22 protein-coding genes and 1 pseudogene are annotated in these 17,367 nt (G+C 71.0%); 9 read left to right on the top strand and 14 right to left on the bottom strand.

What is annotated here, in order from left to right; genetic code table 11:
• Positions 1-120: 120 nt before the first annotated feature.
• Entirely contained in the window at positions 121-405 is a 285-nt protein-coding gene (locus tag ACWD3H_RS45935; RefSeq protein WP_451959537.1) for a YiaA/YiaB family inner membrane protein, read from the bottom strand.
• A 159-nt stretch (positions 406-564) separates the two neighbouring features.
• On the opposite strand from ACWD3H_RS45935, the gene ACWD3H_RS45930 reads away from it, so the two are divergent.
• From ACWD3H_RS45930 to ACWD3H_RS45915, 4 genes are all read left to right on the top strand, one after another.
• The gene (locus ACWD3H_RS45930) at positions 565-1,122 is read left to right on the top strand and encodes an MFS transporter (RefSeq protein WP_451959536.1); all 558 of its coding nucleotides are present in this window, start codon (positions 565-567) and stop codon (positions 1,120-1,122) included.
• Positions 1,123-1,308: 186 nt separating this feature from the next.
• Positions 1,309-1,875, top strand: a complete 567-nt coding sequence (locus tag ACWD3H_RS45925) for a copper chaperone PCu(A)C (protein WP_451959535.1) — start codon at positions 1,309-1,311, stop codon at positions 1,873-1,875.
• Positions 1,876-1,896: 21 nt separating this feature from the next.
• On the top strand, positions 1,897-3,111 hold the full coding sequence (locus ACWD3H_RS45920; protein ID WP_451959534.1) for a Dyp-type peroxidase: 1,215 nt from the start codon (positions 1,897-1,899) through the stop codon (positions 3,109-3,111).
• Positions 3,112-3,218: 107 nt separating this feature from the next.
• Positions 3,219-3,992 (top strand): SDR family NAD(P)-dependent oxidoreductase, encoded by a 774-nt coding sequence (locus ACWD3H_RS45915; RefSeq protein ID WP_451959533.1) that lies wholly within the window; start codon positions 3,219-3,221, stop codon positions 3,990-3,992.
• On the opposite strand, the gene hpnH is transcribed toward ACWD3H_RS45915, so the two are convergent.
• From hpnH to ACWD3H_RS45875, 8 genes are all read right to left on the bottom strand, one after another.
• Positions 3,958-4,962: an adenosyl-hopene transferase HpnH gene (gene hpnH, locus ACWD3H_RS45910; protein WP_451959532.1), complete on the bottom strand. Its 1,005-nt coding sequence runs from the start codon at positions 4,960-4,962 to the stop codon at positions 3,958-3,960. The genes ACWD3H_RS45915 and hpnH overlap by 35 nt on opposite strands.
• The gene (locus tag ACWD3H_RS45905; RefSeq protein ID WP_355622919.1) at positions 4,865-5,587 is read right to left on the bottom strand and encodes a phosphorylase family protein; all 723 of its coding nucleotides are present in this window, start codon (positions 5,585-5,587) and stop codon (positions 4,865-4,867) included. Before ACWD3H_RS45905 ends, hpnH begins: the two co-directional genes overlap by 98 nt.
• Positions 5,584-7,485, bottom strand: coding sequence for a squalene--hopene cyclase (gene shc, locus ACWD3H_RS45900; RefSeq protein ID WP_451959531.1), 1,902 nt, complete (start codon positions 7,483-7,485; stop codon positions 5,584-5,586). Before shc ends, ACWD3H_RS45905 begins: the two co-directional genes overlap by 4 nt.
• 1 nt (position 7,486) lies before the next feature.
• The gene (locus tag ACWD3H_RS45895; protein WP_451959530.1) at positions 7,487-8,500 is read right to left on the bottom strand and encodes a polyprenyl synthetase family protein; all 1,014 of its coding nucleotides are present in this window, start codon (positions 8,498-8,500) and stop codon (positions 7,487-7,489) included.
• The gene (gene hpnE / locus ACWD3H_RS45890) at positions 8,497-9,822 is read right to left on the bottom strand and encodes a hydroxysqualene dehydroxylase HpnE (protein ID WP_451959529.1); all 1,326 of its coding nucleotides are present in this window, start codon (positions 9,820-9,822) and stop codon (positions 8,497-8,499) included. The genes ACWD3H_RS45895 and hpnE overlap by 4 nt, the downstream gene beginning before the upstream one ends.
• On the bottom strand, positions 9,819-10,706 hold the full coding sequence (hpnD, locus tag ACWD3H_RS45885; protein WP_451959528.1) for a presqualene diphosphate synthase HpnD: 888 nt from the start codon (positions 10,704-10,706) through the stop codon (positions 9,819-9,821). Before hpnD ends, hpnE begins: the two co-directional genes overlap by 4 nt.
• Positions 10,693-11,520, bottom strand: a complete 828-nt coding sequence (gene hpnC / locus ACWD3H_RS45880; protein ID WP_451959527.1) for a squalene synthase HpnC — start codon at positions 11,518-11,520, stop codon at positions 10,693-10,695. The genes hpnD and hpnC overlap by 14 nt, the downstream gene beginning before the upstream one ends.
• Before the next feature lie 200 nt (positions 11,521-11,720).
• Positions 11,721-12,506, bottom strand: coding sequence for a polysaccharide deacetylase family protein (locus ACWD3H_RS45875; protein WP_451959526.1), 786 nt, complete (start codon positions 12,504-12,506; stop codon positions 11,721-11,723).
• Between the two features lie 29 nt (positions 12,507-12,535).
• Here ACWD3H_RS45875 and ACWD3H_RS45870 point away from each other — a divergent pair.
• Positions 12,536-13,012: pseudogene (locus ACWD3H_RS45870) on the top strand (MGDG synthase family glycosyltransferase); the annotation flags it as partial.
• A 41-nt stretch (positions 13,013-13,053) separates the two neighbouring features.
• Here the strand turns inward: ACWD3H_RS45870 and ACWD3H_RS45865 are convergent.
• Both ACWD3H_RS45865 and ACWD3H_RS45860 read right to left on the bottom strand, forming a co-directional pair.
• The gene (locus tag ACWD3H_RS45865; protein ID WP_451959525.1) at positions 13,054-13,401 is read right to left on the bottom strand and encodes a hypothetical protein; all 348 of its coding nucleotides are present in this window, start codon (positions 13,399-13,401) and stop codon (positions 13,054-13,056) included.
• Positions 13,402-13,609: 208 nt separating this feature from the next.
• Positions 13,610-14,449: a DMT family transporter gene (locus ACWD3H_RS45860; RefSeq protein ID WP_451959524.1), complete on the bottom strand. Its 840-nt coding sequence runs from the start codon at positions 14,447-14,449 to the stop codon at positions 13,610-13,612.
• 42 nt (positions 14,450-14,491) lie between these two features.
• On the opposite strand from ACWD3H_RS45860, the gene ACWD3H_RS45855 reads away from it, so the two are divergent.
• Entirely contained in the window at positions 14,492-14,662 is a 171-nt protein-coding gene (locus ACWD3H_RS45855; RefSeq protein WP_355566463.1) for a hypothetical protein, read from the top strand.
• Between the two features lie 280 nt (positions 14,663-14,942).
• Complete coding sequence (locus tag ACWD3H_RS45850; protein WP_451959523.1) at positions 14,943-15,329, top strand: pyrophosphatase; 387 nt, start codon at positions 14,943-14,945, stop codon at positions 15,327-15,329.
• Here ACWD3H_RS45850 and ACWD3H_RS45845 read toward each other — a convergent pair.
• The 3 genes from ACWD3H_RS45845 to ACWD3H_RS45835 all read right to left on the bottom strand — a co-directional run bounded on the left by ACWD3H_RS45845 (position 15,310) and on the right by ACWD3H_RS45835 (position 16,522).
• On the bottom strand, positions 15,310-15,564 hold the full coding sequence (locus ACWD3H_RS45845) for a hypothetical protein (protein ID WP_451959522.1): 255 nt from the start codon (positions 15,562-15,564) through the stop codon (positions 15,310-15,312). The genes ACWD3H_RS45850 and ACWD3H_RS45845 overlap by 20 nt on opposite strands.
• Before the next feature lie 62 nt (positions 15,565-15,626).
• Entirely contained in the window at positions 15,627-15,776 is a 150-nt protein-coding gene (locus ACWD3H_RS45840) for a hypothetical protein (protein ID WP_451959521.1), read from the bottom strand.
• A 170-nt stretch (positions 15,777-15,946) separates the two neighbouring features.
• Positions 15,947-16,522 (bottom strand): hypothetical protein, encoded by a 576-nt coding sequence (locus tag ACWD3H_RS45835; protein WP_451959520.1) that lies wholly within the window; start codon positions 16,520-16,522, stop codon positions 15,947-15,949.
• A 192-nt stretch (positions 16,523-16,714) separates the two neighbouring features.
• Between ACWD3H_RS45835 and ACWD3H_RS45830 the strand changes: the two genes are divergently transcribed.
• The gene (locus ACWD3H_RS45830) at positions 16,715-17,080 is read left to right on the top strand and encodes an iron chaperone (protein WP_355566456.1); all 366 of its coding nucleotides are present in this window, start codon (positions 16,715-16,717) and stop codon (positions 17,078-17,080) included.
• Positions 17,081-17,147: 67 nt separating this feature from the next.
• Positions 17,148-17,367: hypothetical protein (locus tag ACWD3H_RS45825; protein WP_451959519.1), on the top strand; the 220-nt coding region annotated here is incomplete at its 3' end.

Genomic DNA, 17,367 nt, shown 5'->3' with positions numbered 1-17,367 from the left:
GGAGGGAGCCGCAGCGTGCTGCGGTGACCGACGACAACGCGGCGAGGCGCCGCCTGACCGACCGCAGTAGGCAAAAGATCCGCAGGACAGGGCCTGGCCCCGCCCGGCGGCGCGGGGGCGTCAGTCGTTCCTGAAGGGGTCGTGCTCCGCCAGCAGCTTGTCCAGCCTGGCCTGGTCGACGCGGCTGACGACCGCGGCCTCCTCGGTGCGGTCCCGGACGCACTTGGCGAGAGTGAACGTCGATGTCACCACGTAGAGCAGCCCGATGCCCATGAAGGACCGGACCCAGGTGGTCACGGGCAGGTAGGCGATACCGATCACCATCGCCGCCACCGACAGTCCGAACGAGATGACGGCCTGCAGGTAGAAGGCGGGGGTCGTGGTGTTCTTCACCGGTCGTGTCATGCCTTCCATCGTCGAGACCATTCGCCTTTCGAGGCATGAGTTCGACTACTTAGTTACCGGTGAGTACGGCAGTGCGGCGACCGGCCTGAGGTGCTGAAAGCCCGCTTCGCCAAGGGGGGTCCGTGAACCGCCACGGCGACATGGGATGATTGCCGGACCATGCCCGCGACCTGGCCTTTCCGTATCGCCCGCGCCGCCGCTTTCGCCGCGGTCTGCCTGGGCCTGAGCGTGATGGCGCATGTCCTCGCGGGAGGCTCGGTCTCCGCGCCGAGCGCGGCCGCCGCCCTGGCCCTCGCCTTCGGCGCGGCCCTCGCCGCCTCGGGGCGCGAGCGCACGCTGGCGGTGATCCTGCCGCTGCTGGCGGGTGTGCAGGCCGGGGTGCACGTGCTGTTCTCCCTCTCCCACGCCGCGTCCCCGGCCGAGATGATCGGGCATGTCCACTCGGGGTTGCTGCCCGGTCTGGGCATGCTGGTGGCGCACGGGTGGGCCGCCGGGCTGACCGCGCTCTGGCTGGCGCGCGGCGAGGCGGCGCTGTGGGCGCTGCTGCGACGGCTCGGTGCGCGGCTAGGCCGCGTGCTCATCGTGCCCGTGACCCCGGCGTACGTGTCCTTCCTCGCCCCGCCCGCGATCGAACCGGGCGTTCTCCGCTCCGCCGTGCTGCGCCACGTTCTCAGCCGGCGTGGCCCTCCCCGGACCGTCACCGCCGCCTCCGGCTGACCGCGCGGGTCACCCGGGGGCATCACTCGTTCCCGAGCCCGCACGCGCGGGCCTGCGCCGATGCGGCCTTCCTACCGCCCGGCGGACCGAACCAGCGTGACAGTTCCAGGCTGCCTGCCCGGCATGGCCATCGAGCGGCGATCGGCCGCGGCCTGTCGGACGGCCGGCCAGAAGAGAGGCATCATCATGTCCGTTCGTCGTATCACCCCTGCCGGAATCCTGGTCGCGGTCGCGGTGGCCCTGGCCGGGTGCGGCTCCCAGAGCACCGTCGCCCCGGCAGCGGCCCCCGCCGCGGCCCCCGCCACCTCCGCCGCTCCCGCGTTGACGATCACCGACCCGTGGGTGAAGACCGCCAAGAAGGGGATGAGCGCCGCCTTCGGCACCCTGGTCAACAACACCGACACCGAGGTGACGGTCCTCTCCGCCGCCTCGCCGGTCTCGCCGAAGGTCGAGCTGCACGAGGTCGTCGACTCCAAGGGAAAGATGATCATGCGCCCCAAGGAGGGCGGGATCGTGATCCCGCCGAGGGGCACCCACCGGCTCCAGCCCGGCGGTGACCACATCATGCTGATGGGCGTCACCGAGGCCGTAAAGCCCGGCGCGGAGATCCCCTTCACCCTCAATCTCAAGGACGGCAAGACCCTGGAGTTCACCGCGGTCGGCAAGGACTTCGCCGGAGGCCAGGAGAACTACCAGCCCGGCACGGACCCGGAGGGCCACGAGGGCATGGGCGCGGGCGAGAGCCACGGCTGAGCGGGAAGCGGAGTAGAACTCATGCCAGATCCCCGAATCAGCCGTAGGGGACTGCTCGCGGGAGGCGCCGTCACCGCGGCCGGTGCCCTCGCCGCGTGCGCTCCCGACCAGGCTGTCCCCCCGGCCGCTCCCCGGCCCGCTCCGGCCGTCCCCGTCTCCGGCGGTTCCGCGGTGGAACCCTTCGACGGGGTCCACCAGGCGGGCATCGCGACCCCGCCACAGGCGTACGGGGTGTTCGTCGGCCTGGACCTGCTGCCGGGCACCGACCGCGAGACGCTGGGGCGGATGATGCGGCTGCTCACCGACGACGCCAGGCGGCTGACCCAGGGCAGGCCCGCCCTGGCCGACACCGAGCCCGAGCTGGCCCTGCTGCCCGCCAGGCTGACCGTGACCTTCGGATTCGGCCCCGGTCTCTTCGCGGCGGCCGGACTGGCCGACCACAGGCCCAAGACCGTGGCACCGCTGCCCGCCTTCACCATCGACAGGCTCAAAAAGGAGTGGAGCGGCGGGGACCTGCTGCTGCAGATCTGCGCCGACGACGCCCTCGCCCTCGCACACGCCCTGCGCATGGTCGTCAAGGACGCCCGCTCCTTCGCCAAGGTGCGCTGGACCCAGCGGGGCTTCCGGCGTGCCGCCGGCACCCACGCCGCCGAGGCGACCCAGCGCAACGTGATGGGCCAGCTCGACGGGACCGTCAACCCCAAGCCCGGCACCCCCGAGTTCGACCGGGCCGTGTGGGTGCGCGAGGGGCCGTCGTGGCTGCGCGGCGGCACCACGCTGGTGCTGCGGCGCATCCGGGCGGAGATGGAGACCTGGGACGCCGTCGACCGGGTCGCCAAGGAGTTCACCGTGGGCCGCCGCCTGGACAACGGCGCCCCGCTCACCGGGCGCGACGAGCATGACGAGGCCGACTTCACCAAGCTCAACGCGATCGGCTTCCCGGTCATCTCCGAGCAGGCCCACATCCGCCGGGCCCACGTCGCCGACGCGGGAATGCGGATCCTGCGCCGGGTCTACAACTACGACGAGGGGCTCACCCCCGACGGGCACGCCGACTCCGGGCTGCTGTTCGCCTCCTACCAGGCCGACATCGCCCGGCAGTTCATCCCCATCCAGCGCCGGCTGGACGAGGCCGACCTGCTCAACGAGTGGACGACCCCGATCGGCTCGGCGGTCTTCGCCATCCCGCCAGGCTGCTCCCCGAACGGCTGGATCGGAGACACCCTCCTCACCTGACGGAATCCGTGCGGTAAAGAACGGTCTCAAAGGCCATTCCCTCCCCGGGATGCGGGACGGACAGGAGCAGCATGGGCTCCTGACATCCGCACACCGGAGGGATCGAGATGAGACTCGCGGGCGCTCGTGTGCTGATCACCGGTGCGTCGTCCGGCATAGGGGCCGCGACCGCGCGGGCGATGGCCGCCGCGGGGGCCCGCCTCGTCCTGTCGGGGCGCGATCGGGACAGGCTTGCGGCCGTCGCCTCGGAGACCGGCGGCCAGGCACTCGCCGGCGACCTCACGACGGACCTCGCGGGTCTCGCCGAGCGCGCGGGGCTGGTCGACGTGCTGGTCGGCAACGCCGGGTGCGGGTGGGCGGGGCCGTTCCCGGCGATGCCGGACGGTACCGTCGAGCGCCTGGTCGCGGGGAACCTGACCGCTCCCATCCTGCTGACCCGGTCGCTGCTGCCCGCCATGATCGAGCGCGGCCGGGGACACCTCGTCTTCGTGGCCTCGATCGCCGGAGCGATCGGGGTGCGGGACGAGGCGGTGTACGCCGCCACCAAGGCGGGCCTCCTCGGCTTCGCCGAGAGCCTGCGGTACGAGTCGCGCGGGATCGGCGTGTCCGTCGTGCTGCCCGGCGTGGTGGAGACCCCGTTCTTCGAGCGGCGCGGCGCCCCCTACACACGGCGATGGCCCGTGCCGATCCCCGCGGAACGGGTCGCCCAGGCGATCGTGTCCGCCGTCGAGTGCGGCAGGCCCGAGTCGTACGTGCCGGGCTGGCTGCGGCTGCCGGCCAGGCTGAAGGGCGTGGCACCCGGCCCCTTCCGCACCCTCGCCGGGATATTCGGCGGACAGCCGGAGCTCAGCCGCCGCCCAGAGCCCGGATCGACTCCTTGAGGGAGGCGAGTGTGGCGAAGACGGCGGTCGGCTCGTATCCACAGTGGGCCATGCAGTTGGCGCACCGGTCATCGCGCCCCCGGCCGTAGGCGTCCCAGTCGGTCTCGGTGACCAGTTCCCGATAGGTGGCCGCGTAGCCGTCGGACATGAGGTAGCAGGGGCGCTGCCAGCCGAAGAGCGAGTACGAGGGGATGGCCCACGCCGTGCACGGGAAGTCGATCTTCCCTTCGAGGAAGTCGAGGAAGAGCGGGGTGTGGTTGAACCGCCACCGCCGCCGGTTCCCGCCGGAGAACGCCTTACGGAACAGTTCCCGGGTCTCCCGCACGCCGAGAAAGTGCTCCTGGTCGGGCGCCTTCTCGTACGCGTACCCGGGAGAGATCATCATCGCGTCGACGCGAAGATCGTCGTTGAGATAGTCGAGCACGTCGACGACCGTCTGCGGGCTGTCGGTGTTGAAGAACGTCGTGTTCGTGGTGACCCGGAAACCACGGCGCCGGCACTCCCGGACCGCGGCGACGGCCTCGTCGAACACGCCCTCCTTGCACACCGACTCGTCGTGGCGCTCGCGCATGCCGTCCAGGTGGATCGCCCACGCGAAGTACCGCGAGGGCTTGAACTGGTCGATCTTCTTGGGGATCAGCAGCGCGTTGGTGCACAGGAACACGTACTTCCTCCTGGCGACCAGCTCCCGGACCAGCTCCCCTATCTGCGGGTGCATGAGCGGTTCCCCGCCCGCGATCGAGACCATGGGCGCGCCGCACTCCTCGATGGCGGCCAGGGCCTGCTCGACCGGCATGCGCTGTTTCAGCACGTCGGCGGGGTGCTGGATCTTTCCGCAGCCCGCACAGTGCAGGTTGCAGGCGAACAGGGGCTCAAGTTCCACCAGAAGGGGGAACTTCGTCCGCCCGCGCAGCTTCTGGCGGAGGATGTAGCCGCCGATGCGAAGACTCTGGCGGATCGGTGTCGGCATCTGGGTTGCATCTCCTTGGGTAATGGAACGGGACGGACTCCTCGGGGAGAGAGGGTGAGATCGCGGCGGCCCAGCGGGCCAGGACCGGGCCGAGCCGGCGCAGCACGCGGTACGCCACGGCACCGCCGCGTATCGTGGCCGGGCGCAACAGTGCGGCACCGGCGATGTCGGCGACGACGCGCAGCGCGGCGAACGGCAGGCCGGGCACCGCGCCCGCCAGCGGCCCGGTCTCCATGTCGACGGCCGCCGCCCCCTCGGCGGCGAGCCTGCGACGTTCGGCCCCCGTCACGATGTGATCGGAGGTGACCAGCGGTCCGGTACGCGCGGACAGGCCGGCCCGAGCCAGCTCCTCGGCCAGCGGCCATGCCGAGGGGCAGGGCACCATCCGGCCCTCGAAGCGGATCTCGCTCGCCACCAGCACGTCTCCCGGGCGCAGGCCCTCGTCGAGCGCCCCGCAGAAACCGGTCACCGCCAGCGCGCCCGCCGGCGGGAGCCGCGCCGCCGCGCTCGCGGCGCGGCGCGGGCCCATCCCGGTCCGGATCACCCGCACCTCCTCGGTCGGCAGGCCGCTCCGTACGGCCCGTGCCTCGACGGCCAGGGCGGTGCAGATCAGCAGGCCGGTCACCCGGCGTCCACGGTGACCGCCTCGTTCCTCAGCGCGGGCCTGGGGTGCGAGGGCACCTCTCGGGAGCGCACGTAACGGCCCAGCGCGCTGATCGGGAAGACGAGGCGGTAGAGGTGGTAGTTGATGTAGAAGGCGCCGGGGAAGCCGGTCCCGGTGAAGTACGGCTCGTCCCAGCCGCCGTCCGGGCGCTGGTGGCCGACCAGCCACTCCACGCCGCGCTCCACCGCCGGTGACCGCTCCCCGGCGGCGAGCAGCGCCATCAGGGCCCACGCCGTCTGCGAGGGAGTGGAGTGGCCGCGCCCGATCCAGCGGGGATCGGTGTAGGAGCGCAGATCCTCCCCCCAGCCGCCGTCGTCGTTCTGGTGCCTCTCCAGCCAGGCGACAGCACGCCTTATGCACGGCTTGCCGGGCCGTACGCCGGCCGCGATGAGCGCGGGGAGCACGGCGCCGGTGCCGTAGACGTGGTTGGCCCCCCAGCGGCCGAACCACGATCCGTCCGCCTCCTGCGCCTTCAGCAGCCAGACGACGGCACGTCGCACGACGGGGGAGTCCGGCCGCTCCTGCGCCAGCGCCTCGACGACGTGGGCGGTGACGTCGGCGGACGGCGGGTCGATGACCGCGCCGAAGTCGCAGAACGGCAGCTTCTTACACATCTCGCGGGTGTTGTCGGCGTCGAAGGCCCCGAAACCGCCGTCGCGGGACGCCATGCCGATGATCCAGCGCACCCCGCGGTCGATGGCCGGCCTGGCGTCCGGATGACGCACCCGGCGCAGGGCGAGAATCGCCTCCGCCGTGTCGTCGATGTCCGGGTAGCCGTCGTTGTCGAACTCGAAGGCCCAGCCGCCGGGTGCCAGCGAAGGGCGCCGTACGGACCAGTCGCCCCGGCTCCGGATCTCCTCGGTGAGCACCCAGCCGGAGGCGGCGACGAGGGCGGGATGGTCGGCGGGCAGGCCCGCGTCGAGAAGGCCGTTGATCGCGAGCACCGTGTCCCACACGGGGGACTGGCAGGCCTCCAGCCTGCGCCCCTTCTCGTCCCGGATGGTGAACCTGTCGAATCCCTCGATGCCCTTCCTCATCACCGGATGGTCGAGAGGGTAGCCGTGCAGGCTCAGCGCGATCAGCGAGTACACCCACGGCGGCTGGATACCGCCCCAGGACCCGTCCGCCTCCTGCCTGGCCACGACCCACTCGGCGGCCCGCCTCAGCGCGGCCCGCCGCAGGCCGGGGACGGGACGTCGCTGGTAGCGGTGCAGGACGCGGTCGAGCACGGTGAACGGCCCGTGGGGGTGCGGCGGTGCGGGGCGTCCGGTACGCAGTTCGGCCAGGTCGAACGGGAGCGGCCGGACCGGGCGGTGCGCGCTCACGATGGTGAGCGGGACGATCGTCTGCCTGGCCCAGCAGGCCCAGTCGTAGACGTTGAGCGGGAACCAGCGCGGCAGGAACATCATCTCGGGGGGCAGCACCGGGAGGTCCTCCCATCGCCACTGCCCGAACAGCGCCAGCCAGATCCGGGTGAACACCCGGCTGGCCTCGATCCCACCGGATTCCCGCACGAACCGGGCCGCGGCTCGCATGTGCGGGGCGTCGGTCCGGTCACCGGCGAGCCGTAGCGCGGCGTACGCCTCGATCGTGGTGGACAGGTCGCCGGGGCCGTCGTGGAAGTTGGCCCAGGTCCCGTCGTCACGCTGCTCGGAGCGGATCCAACGGGCCGCCTGGGCGGTGTCCTGCTCGGTGCGGATGCCGAGGAACTCCCTGAGCAGCAGGTCTTCGGCGTCCATGGTCACGTTCGTCTGCAACTCGCCCTTCCACCACCCCTCGGGCGCCTGGAGGCCGAGCAGGTGGTCGCATGCCGCGTCGAGGGTGAGTTCGGCGGAAGTGGAAGCGGCGACGGTGGTCATGTCAGTGGCCCCTGGATGTGAGGAAGCGGACGATGTCCAGGAATTCGGTGCGGACGTCCGGGGGCATGTCCGCGCCGGCGAGATGGTGTTCGGCGGCGTCGAGCCGGTGCTTGGCCTCGCTCTCGGCCCATGCCCGGCCACCGGCCTCCTCGACGAGCCGGGCGGCGTCGTGCAGGTCGGATTCGGACAGCGGCAGGGGATCGGCCAGCAGGCGGGCGAGCCGCTCACCGGCCGGCGTGTCGCTGGTGAGCGCGGCGACGATCGGCAGCGACTTCTTGCGGGCACGCAGGTCGGAAAGGACTGGTTTGCCGGTCGTCTCGGGGCTGCCCCAGATGCCCAGCAGGTCGTCGACGAGCTGGAAGGCCAGGCCGGCCTCGGTTCCGAAGGCCGTCAGGGCGACGACCAGCGGAGCGGGGCCGTTCACCACGGTCGCACCGATCGAGCAGGCACAGGCCAGCAGGGAGCCGGTCTTCTGCGTGGACATCCGCCGGCACTCCGCCAGGCTCACGTCCGTGAGCTGTTCGAACTCCAGGTCGAGCGCCTGACCGGCGATCAGCTTCCGGGTGGCGACGGCCAGGTGCCGGGCGGCCCGCAGGCCGGGGAGACCGCCCTCCTCAAGCAGCAACTCCCCCGCGAGCGAGAGCAGGGCGTCGCCGGTGAGGATGGCCGCGGAGCAGCCGAAGACGGTCCACGCGGCCGGTCGGTGCCGCCGCATCCGGTCGCCGTCCATGATGTCGTCGTGCAGCAGTGAGAACGCGTGCACGAGTTCCACCGCGGCGGCGACCTGCAGGCCCTGCTCCTGGCTTCCCCCCGCCGCTCTCGTCGACAGGATGGCCAGTGCCGGGCGTAGCGCCTTGCCGCCGGAGGCGGCGGGCAGGCCCGCCGGGTCGGCCCAGCCGAGGTGGTAGGCGGCGACGCGCGAGGTCAGTGGGTCGAGCCTGGCCACGGCGTCCCGGAGCACGGGCTCCACGAGCCCGCGGGCGGCCACGACCGAGGGCGGGATGACCGCCGTCACCGGGGACGTTCCCTCTTCAGATGACGCCTGACCAGGCAGGTCGCGTTGAGTCCGCTACGCACGGCAGCCTCCATCGTGTCGGGCCAGCCCGTGTCGGTCCACGCGCCGGCGAGAAACAGTCCGGGCCACCGGGTGGCGGCCTCGGGGCGGAGCGCGCCACTGCCGGGGCACTGGCGGAAGGTGGCGCGACGTTCCCTCGTGACGAAGAAATCGATGATCCGTGCCTGCCGCGCTCCCGGAAAGATCTGCTCAAGCGCGGGTACGAACGTGGCTCGCACCCGCGCGGTGGGTACGTCGATCCACTGGTCCGCCGCGGAGACCGAGACCGCGAGGTACTGGCCTTCGCGCAGTCCCGCGGCGCCGGTCTTGTCGAACACCCACTGCACGGGCGAGTCCACGACCGCCGCGAACGGCACCCGGGTGACCCGCCGGTCGTAGACGACGTGCACGTTGACGATCGGGCTCGCGTCCAGGCCGCGCCAGCGCTCCCTGCCGGGAGCGGCCTGTTCGGGGACCAGGGCCGCGGCCTGCTCGTGCGCCGTGGCGACGATGACGGCGGGCGCCTCGACCCGGCTGCCGTCCACGATCACGGAGCCTCGCTCGATGGCGGTGACCTTCGCCGACAGGCGTACGGCACCGCCGCGCCGTTCGATGGCGGCCCGTGCCGCGTCGCCGTGCAGCTCGCCGAGGGGCACGGCGGGAACGCCGATGTCGGCGGCTCCCGCCCGGCCGAGCAGCGCGGTCTTGAAGACCATCGCCGCGGGCCCCAGGGCCGCGCCCTCGACCCCGACGTTCAGGGCCGCCATCGCGAACAGCTCCCAGAGGGCGTGTCGCGCGCGCTCGCGCTGCCCGTGGGCGGTCAGCCAGCTCCCGAGGTCGGTCAGGTCCAGCGCGGGGTCGGCCGGGTCGAGCCGGCGAAGGGCGAGTGAGACCCGCATCGCGCGCAGCCGGTCGGCGGGCTTGAGCAGCCGGTATCCGGCCAGCGCCGGCAGCAGGTGGAACGGTCCCGGCAGCATCCCGCGTCTCAGCCGCCCGTACCGCCCCGCGGGGGTGAGCACCCGTACGTCGAACCGGTCCTGCAGGTGTACGCGCCCGGCGACGCCGAGCCGGTCGAGCAGGCCGCGGTAGGCCGTGCAGCAGCGGAGGAACACGTGCTGGCCGTTGTCGACGCTCAGCCCGTTCCTGACGAAGGAGTGGGTGGCGCCGCCCAGCCTCGGCCGGGCCTCGTACAGGATCACGCGGTGACCGGCCTCCCCGAGCGCGACGGCGGCGGCGATGCCCGCCAGCCCGCCGCCGACGATCGCGACCGGAGCGCCGTTCATCGGGCGGCCCCCGCCAGGGCGCGCGCCGCCACCATCGCCTTCTGCCACGGAGGCAGTGACAGCCGCGAGGCCAGTGCCTCGGCGGGATCCGCGGCGATGCGGCCGAGCAGGCACCGGTAGATGCCGGCCATCGCCGCGGTGCACGCCGCGCTGCGCACGTCGAGTGCGGTCAGCAGGCGCATGCCGTCGTCGAACCAGTCGCGCGCCCGGTCGGCCTCGAACCGCATCAGCGCGGCGAGCCGGTCGGGAGGGTCGGTGAACCTGCCGGAGGAGTCGATGTTCAGGGTGCATCCGAATCGCCGGAGGTCCTCGGCGGGGAGGTAGGTCCGCCCGGCCAGCCGGTCCTCGCGCACGTCCCGCAGGATGTTCGTGATCTGCAGGGCCACTCCCAGCGCGTCCGCCAGGTGCGCCACCCTCGCCGCGTCCCTGCCGTCGCTCTTGCCGTCTCCGGTGCCCGCGGTGCCGAAGACTCCGAGGGAGAGCCGCCCGATCGACCCGGCGACGCATCGGCAGTAGGAGAGCAGCTCGTCGAAGTGCTCGTAGGTCTCCCCGCGTACGTCCGCGGCGCAACCGTCGATCAGCTCCTCGAACGCCGACAGCGGCAGTGGGTAGCGGAGGGCGGTGTCGTGCAGCGCGACCAGCACCGGGTCCTCGGGGGCGGGCCGTGCCGTGCCGAGTGCGGCGCGCGCGGCGGCCAGCTCGGTCAGGCGCTGCCCGTCGGGGCCGTCTCCGTCGGCGATGTCGTCGATCCGGCGGGCGAACGCGTAGACCGCGCTGAGCGCGCGGCGCTTGGGAGTCGGCAGCAGCCGGAGACCGTAGGAGAAGTTCCGCGCCTGACCGCGGACGATCTGTTCGCAGTGCCGGTAGGCGTCAGCGGTGTCCACGGTCGTACCCCCTGCTCGTGAGGATCCGCAGCCAGGCCGTCAGGAACCGCACGCCGCGCGGGCGTACGGCGCGGCCGAGAACGTCGTAGCCGGCCTGGGCCAGTGCCGCACTGGTGGCCCGGCCGCCCGCGATGTAGCCCGCGATGGCGAGGCGGGCGAACCCCGTCGCCGATCGGGCGAGCCGGTCCCCCTCGTCGAGCAGCCGATCGGCCCGCCGCGTCTGGAGTGCGACGACATCGCGCAACCGCGCCGAGGCGGTGGCCGCGGCGAGATCGTCCTCGTCGCAGCCGAACCGGCGCAGATCCTCTCCTGGCAGGTAGACGCGGCCTCGGGCGTGGTCCTCCCCGACGTCCTGGCAGTGCTCGATGATCTGCAGCGCCGTGCACACGCGGTCGGACAGGGCCAGGCGGGAGGGGGTGGCCATGTCGAACACGTGCAGCACGATGTGCCCGACGGGGTTCGCGGACAGCTCGCAGTAGGAGAGCAGGTCGTCGAAGGTGTCGTACCGGCTGACCGTCTGGTCGCGCCGGTTGGCCTCGATCAGCCGGTGAAAGGGCTCGGCCGGGACGGAGCAGGTCTCGACGGTACCCGCGAGCGCGCGGATGACCGGCAGGCGGGGAGCCCGACCGGCGTACAGGCGGGCGAGGTCGTCGTCGACGGTGTCGAGCAGCCGGAGCGGATCCTCGCTCTGCGCCTCGTCCCCGATGTCGTCGACGGTCCGTGCGAAGCCGTACACCGCGAGGAGGTGGCGGCGATGGGTACGCGGCAGTAAACATGAGGCGACCGGGAAGTTCTCCCCGCGCGCTTTGAGCATGACGCTCCGCGTATCGGCTCCCCTCCAATTCATAAATTGAGGTTGTCCCCGACGGGCTGTTATAAACGCGGATGAACGATCTGCTGGTTTTTATCGGTGAGAGCTGGGAAAATATTTAGTATCGCGTTATATCTCTGCCTTTGGAAAAATGGTTGTTATTTTGCCGGGAGGTGAGCCGGATCGGGTTGGGGTAAAAGCCGTCACAAAAAGCGGTACGGCTTTTGCGGCAGGTTTTTTCGAGGAGCGGTGATCTCACGAACGTCATGAAGGGTCGTGCGGCCGCCGGAGACGCCGTGGTCCCGGAGCGGTCCGATCCGCAGACCCGCGGCGCGGCAGCGGTTCACCAGTTCGGGCAGGGCGCCGAGCCCCGACCGCCAGGAGCCGGGGGCCGAGGTGTGGTCGGAGTCGTGCAGCAGGAGCGTCGCCCCGCCCCGCAGGCCGGATGCCAGCGTGGCCAGCACCGAGGCCGGGCTCGCCGAGCGTGTCCAGTCCCTGCCCCACGCGGTCCACAGGACGGGACGCAGTCCCCGCAGACGGGCGGCGAGCAGTGTCTCGGCGCTGAGGACGCCGTAGGGCGGCCGGTACCACGTGGGATCGACACCGGTGACGGCGGCGACCAGATCGGCCGCCCTGTGCGTCTCGGCCGCCATCCGGCCGGGGCGGGTCGTCAGGGCGTTCTCGTGCGACCAGCCGTGCACCGCGATCTCATGGCCCTCCGCGACGATGCGGCGGCCCAGCGCGGGGTGACGTTGGAGCATCTCGCCGAGGACGAAGAAGGTGGCCCGGCATCCGAGCCGCTCCAGCTCCGCGAGGAAACGCGGTGTGGATCGCGGGTCGGGCCCGTCGTCGAAGGTCAGCGCGACATGGTCGGCGAGGCCCACCCCGGCGAGGCCGGGCAGCAGCCGGCGCACGGAGGGCAGCCAGGTCGCCGCGGGCCCCACGTGCAGAATGGCCAGACCGGCGAGGGCCAACGCGGCACGGTTCACCGTGTCAAGTCTGGGTCACGGGGGCCGTGATGCCAACGCGACGCACGGTGCTGATCGTCAGTGCCGGTATGGGGGCCGGGCACGACGCGGTCGCGGTGGAACTGGCCAGGCGGCTCGCCGCCGAGGGCGTCGAAGCGGAGATCGTCGATATCCTGAAGCTGCTGCCGTTCCGGCTGGGAGTGGCGCTGCGCGGTTGGTACGGCTGGATGATGCGCTCCGCGCCCTGGCTGTACGCGCTGATCTACCGGGTCTTCTTCGTGCCGGACCGGGCGCCGCCGACCTCGCCGCTGACGATAGTGGCCGCGGCACGGCTGCGCGGGCTCATCCGCCGCCGGATGCCGGCCGAGGTCGTCTCGACCTTCCACCTGGCCGCGCAGGCGGTCGGCCACCTGAGGCTACATGGCCGCCTGCCGGTTCCCAGTACCGTCCTGCTGACCGACTTCGCGGCGCATCGGCTCTGGTTGCATCCGGGCAACGACCGGTACCTGTGCTCGGATCAGGCGACCGCGCGCGCCGTTCACGCCGCGACCGGCCGCCCGGCGTTCTGTCACGCGCCCCTGGTACGCCCGGAGTTCCGGCGGTCAGCGGCCGACGCGGCGCAGGTGCGTGCCCGGATCGGTGCCCGCGCCGGGGAGCGGCTGGTCCTCGTCTCGGCCGGCGCGTGGGGGGTGGGCGGAGTCGAGGAGACGGCTCGCGTTCTGGCGCGCTCGGGACGGTACCTGCCCGTCGTCCTCTGCGGGCACAACCGCGAGCTGCGCCACCTGCTGCGGCACACCGGTGTCGCCCTCGGCTGGTGCGACGACATGCCGGACCTGATGGCCGCCGCGTACGCGCTGGTGGACAACGCGGCGGGCCTGACCTGCCGGGAGGCGATGGCCGCCGGAGTGCCGGTCATCTCCTACCGGCCGATTCCCGGCCACGGCAGGGACGGCGCGCGGGCCATGGCGCGGGCCGGGCTGAGCGTGTACGCGGGTGACGCCGGGGAACTGCTCACCGCGCTGGATCGCTTCGGGTGCGGGGCGGAACGGACGCGGCGGATCGCCAGGGGAGCCGCCCTGTTCGACGCCGCGCCCGCGGAGTCCTTCCTCACCTCCGCGAGGCCCCTACCGGACGAGCGGCGACCGGCTCAGCCGGACACTGCCGTAGAAGATCAACCCCACCCCGACGAGCTCCGGGACGACCCACCAGCCAAGCCGGATGTTCTCGCCGAACAGTGCGACGCCGTACATGATGCTGACGACGGGGTCGGCGATGTTGAGCGTCGGCTGCACGACCACCAGGGACGCGCTGCTCAGCGCGCTCTGCAGCACGAAGACGCTGAACAGGCCGGCCGCGATCATGGCGTACAGCGACCAGCTGGTCAGTACGGCGGCGTCCTCCGCGGCGAAGACCTCGGTGTTCTCCTTTATCAGCGCGGCGGTGAAGGCGAATCCCAGAGCGGAGGTGATCCCGAGCAGGGCACCACGGGACGGGCCGCTGCGGATCTTCGCCATCGTGATCAGACCGGCGGCGACACCGACCGTCACGACCACGGTGATCAGCCAGAGGTCCATGGTCGGGGACCGGGTTCCGCTCTGTCCCGGATCGGCGGAGATGAGGAAGACGGCCAGCCCGATGGTCAGGATGCCGATGGCCAGCCATGACCCCCGGTCCAGATGGACGTGCAGGATGAGCGAGACGAGGATCATCGTGAAGGGCAGCTCGGTGACGAGAATGGGCTGTACGAGAGCGAGGGCGCCGAAGTTCAGCGCGGCCGCCTGCAGCAGGAAGCCCCCGATCAGCGCACCCATGCCGCCCAGCCATGAGGGTTGCCGGATCAGGTATCCGATCAGCGCCAGCTTGAACACACGGCTCTGCGGTGCGGTTCGCGCCGCCTGCCGCTGCAGCACCGAGGAGAGGGCGTTGCAGGCGGCGGTGAGCACGGCCAGGATCGCCGCGGTCACCGGCGCACGGCTTTCCGGCTCCCGATGGTGTGCCGTCCGGCAATGAAGATCATCGAGCGCGTCACCTTTTCCGCGATGTCATGGTGCCTCGGCACCGTTCCGGCGACAGAGACGTGGGCGGGCTATGGCGTGTTGACCGGCAGAACGCATCCCGTGGCGACGGCGTGTCCGCGGGACATGAATCCCTCCTCGACCTTGGCTTTCAGGGCCTGAGGGGAAGATCGCCCCCTGTCACGGGTTGATCACGTGATGCGGGCAATGTCACCTTAATTCAGTGGCGGAGGGCCGGGCGGTAAATGCCGCGCGCCACGCGGGCGGCGGTTCGGCACCGATCCGCCGCGAAGAATTCACCGGGGCTCTGGGGCCTTGAGGTTTTCTACGGCATTTAGCTGATATTTGTGGATTTTCGGGATGGTGGCGGTCGTCATCCGGAATGAGACCGCGACGGGTTCGCCGGAGAGCGGTTGTCGGACCTGCCTCCTACACTCCCGGCATGGATCTGAGGCGGCTCACGGACGAGGTCGAGGCGGTGTCGAGCACCTATGCGCGCAGGCACGGGATCACCCGGGACGACACCTGGTTCCTGCTGAAGCTCCAGGAGGAGGTCGGCGAGTTGACGCAGGCGTTCCTGATGCGCTCCGGCCAGGCCAGGGACAAGGGGCACTCCGCCGACGAGTTGGAGCTGGGCTTCCGGTCCGAGCTCGCGGACGTCCTGTCGCAGCTCCTGGTCATGGCACGACATCACGGGGTCGACCTGGAGGCGGAGGTCGAGCGAAAGTGGATGCCCTGGCACCCCGACCGGCTTCCCGCCGACGGCGGCGGGACGACCGGCGCCGGTCCGAACGGGGCGGCAGGTCCCGCTAGCGGCCACGCTCCCTGATCGCCGCTTCGATCCGCAGGCCAACGCCGATCACCGCCAGGATCAGCATTCCGGTGAGGGCCTGGTCTGGCAGTTCTCCGTCGTTGGCGACAAGGAGCAGGAGAGCCTGGGCCACCCCAAGAACGAAGGCCACGTTTCCGGCGGCCCTCACGCTCTCCGCGTCGTGGTTCGTCTTACGGGCGGCGGTGTTCTCCGGCTCGTTCACGGCGAGGATCATCCCATCTCGGTAGACCACGGTTCTCCTCCGCTCTGGGCCGTCGGCTCCTGGCGCCGGGAATCATCCCGGAGCCGAGAGCGTCAAGAGTCGCGGAGCAGTTTGATCAGCAGGACGAGGATCAGAATGGCGACGGCCACGGCGGCGAAGAGAACTCCGAGGGCGACGACACCGATCATGATCAGTTCGGGTGTTTCGGGGAGGACGGGGTCGCTTCCCGCGTAGGCCGGCACGGTGACTCCTGGTCAGATATGGATTTTTGAGGGTATGTGATGTCGCCAGGGCCGGAAAGCCAGTCCGGCGCAAAAAGGGTCGCACCTCTCACAGGCGGAGGTCTGGGTGCGGTGCCCACGCATCGGTGCCTGCCGGGAACGGCTCAGCAGGAAACCTGCCCTCTGTGATGTCAGTCGAAATCGGTGCAGGTGGCATACCAGTCGCCGGTTATGTGGTTGACCGTGGAGGCGTCGAGGTCCTTCAGGCGTCCATCGGAGACGTATGCGAACCCGCACTTTTCGAGTATCCCGCCACCCGTGGTGAAGAGATGGGCGACGCCTTGCCGGCGTTGCGCGCCATCGATGGTGAAAAGGCCGACGCGCTCCTTCGCCCCTGTCCACTTCTCGCCCTCGGGTAAGGAGTCCGCGTACTCCACGAGAGCGGACTCCGAGACCAGGAAGGCCGTCCGCATCGGAATATCGGAGTAGGCGAGGACGAGAGCGAGTGCTCCGATGAACGGGGGAGCGAGAACCAGTATCAGGTCGCGCCTGAGTTCGCCGATGGCGAGAACCGCCACCCAGGCACACAGGGACCACAACCACAGGGGGGCGGCCACCAGGGCCAACATGAAGCTGCCGCCTGGAGGAACCGCGGCAAGGATCGTCAGAACGGAGGTCACGGTTATCGGGCCGATGAATATCAGGTAACGCCACCGGTCCCTCCTTGACGCTCCGAACCGCACATCTGGGGCCGCGAATGGTGTCATGCGAGGATCTTATTTGCGACGAATGGGAGGATGTGGCTACTTGCTCCACCCGCCTGACCACTTCGCCCGAGTCGGTGACCCGGACCGACGGCCGGCTGTCACGCACGTCGCCACGGGCGCGGATGGTTGATCTCAGCCGCGGTGAAACCGTGGGTGGCTCTCGGTCTGCTCAGCTCCTCGTACGCTCTGAGTATGGTGCGAAGCAATGCGGAAAGCGTGGACGGCTACCTCGCCGAGGTGTCTGACGAGCGCAGGGCGGTCCTGACCGACCTACGCGAACTGTGCCGTACGGAGCTCAAGGGCTTCACCGAGGTCATGGAGTATGGAATGCCCGCGTACCAGCGGGATGGCGCCGTTGAAATCGCCTTCGCAAGCCAGAAGCAGTACATCTCCTTCTACCTCCTGCGCAGCGATGTCCGCGAGGCCTTCGAGCAGCGCCTGGCCGGGCAGGACATGGGCAAGGGCTGCCTGCGCTTCCGTAAGCCGGAAAAGATCGACCTCGGTCTCGTACGGGATCTGCTGACGGCCACCGCGGCCAGGCCGGGCAAGATCTGCTGACGCTGAGGGGCGCTGGACCGGGTTGCGATACCCGGGTGGTACGAACTGCGGGAGACACACGCGACGGGTGGCGGGCAGGGACAACGGCAGCGTCTCCTCACTCTCCTCCGGGATGCGCCGCTGCCGCTCGGGGTGCGGGCTGAACCGTGCGACGACGACGGCGCGCCGATGGCCCCCGGCCACAGGTGGGCGCTCGTTCGACGATGCCGTCCCCGCCGGGATGCGGGCCGGCGAGTGCGCTGAGAGTCCCGTCGTCCGCACCGCCGGAACGGCCGTTCCGGCGGTGC

Source organism: Streptosporangium sp. NPDC002607 (assembly GCF_053592655.1).
The sequence above is the reverse complement of the archived record's forward strand: the minus strand, read 5'-3'. Positions and strand labels throughout refer to the sequence as shown.

What these genes read in the sequence shown, in the direction of transcription:
- hpnC (WP_451959527.1), bottom strand. Translation starts at nt 11,520, where the DNA reads ATGCTCAAAGCGCGCGGGGAGAACTTCCCGGTCGCCTCATGTTTACTG.
- ACWD3H_RS45930 (WP_451959536.1), top strand. Translation starts at nt 565, where the DNA reads ATGCCCGCGACCTGGCCTTTCCGTATCGCCCGCGCCGCCGCTTTCGCC.
- ACWD3H_RS45920 (WP_451959534.1), top strand. Translation starts at nt 1,897, where the DNA reads ATGCCAGATCCCCGAATCAGCCGTAGGGGACTGCTCGCGGGAGGCGCC.
- ACWD3H_RS45865 (WP_451959525.1), bottom strand. Translation starts at nt 13,401, where the DNA reads ATGACCGGCACTCCGGCGGCCATCGCCTCCCGGCAGGTCAGGCCCGCC.
- ACWD3H_RS45850 (WP_451959523.1), top strand. Translation starts at nt 14,943, where the DNA reads ATGGATCTGAGGCGGCTCACGGACGAGGTCGAGGCGGTGTCGAGCACC.
- ACWD3H_RS45935 (WP_451959537.1), bottom strand. Translation starts at nt 405, where the DNA reads ATGACACGACCGGTGAAGAACACCACGACCCCCGCCTTCTACCTGCAG.
- ACWD3H_RS45835 (WP_451959520.1), bottom strand. Translation starts at nt 16,522, where the DNA reads ATGACACCATTCGCGGCCCCAGATGTGCGGTTCGGAGCGTCAAGGAGG.
- ACWD3H_RS45855 (WP_355566463.1), top strand. Translation starts at nt 14,492, where the DNA reads ATGAAGATCATCGAGCGCGTCACCTTTTCCGCGATGTCATGGTGCCTC.
- hpnE (WP_451959529.1), bottom strand. Translation starts at nt 9,822, where the DNA reads ATGAACGGCGCTCCGGTCGCGATCGTCGGCGGCGGGCTGGCGGGCATC.
- ACWD3H_RS45915 (WP_451959533.1), top strand. Translation starts at nt 3,219, where the DNA reads ATGAGACTCGCGGGCGCTCGTGTGCTGATCACCGGTGCGTCGTCCGGC.
- hpnH (WP_451959532.1), bottom strand. Translation starts at nt 4,962, where the DNA reads ATGCCGACACCGATCCGCCAGAGTCTTCGCATCGGCGGCTACATCCTC.
- ACWD3H_RS45925 (WP_451959535.1), top strand. Translation starts at nt 1,309, where the DNA reads ATGTCCGTTCGTCGTATCACCCCTGCCGGAATCCTGGTCGCGGTCGCG.
- shc (WP_451959531.1), bottom strand. Translation starts at nt 7,485, where the DNA reads ATGACCACCGTCGCCGCTTCCACTTCCGCCGAACTCACCCTCGACGCG.
- ACWD3H_RS45830 (WP_355566456.1), top strand. Translation starts at nt 16,715, where the DNA reads ATGGTGCGAAGCAATGCGGAAAGCGTGGACGGCTACCTCGCCGAGGTG.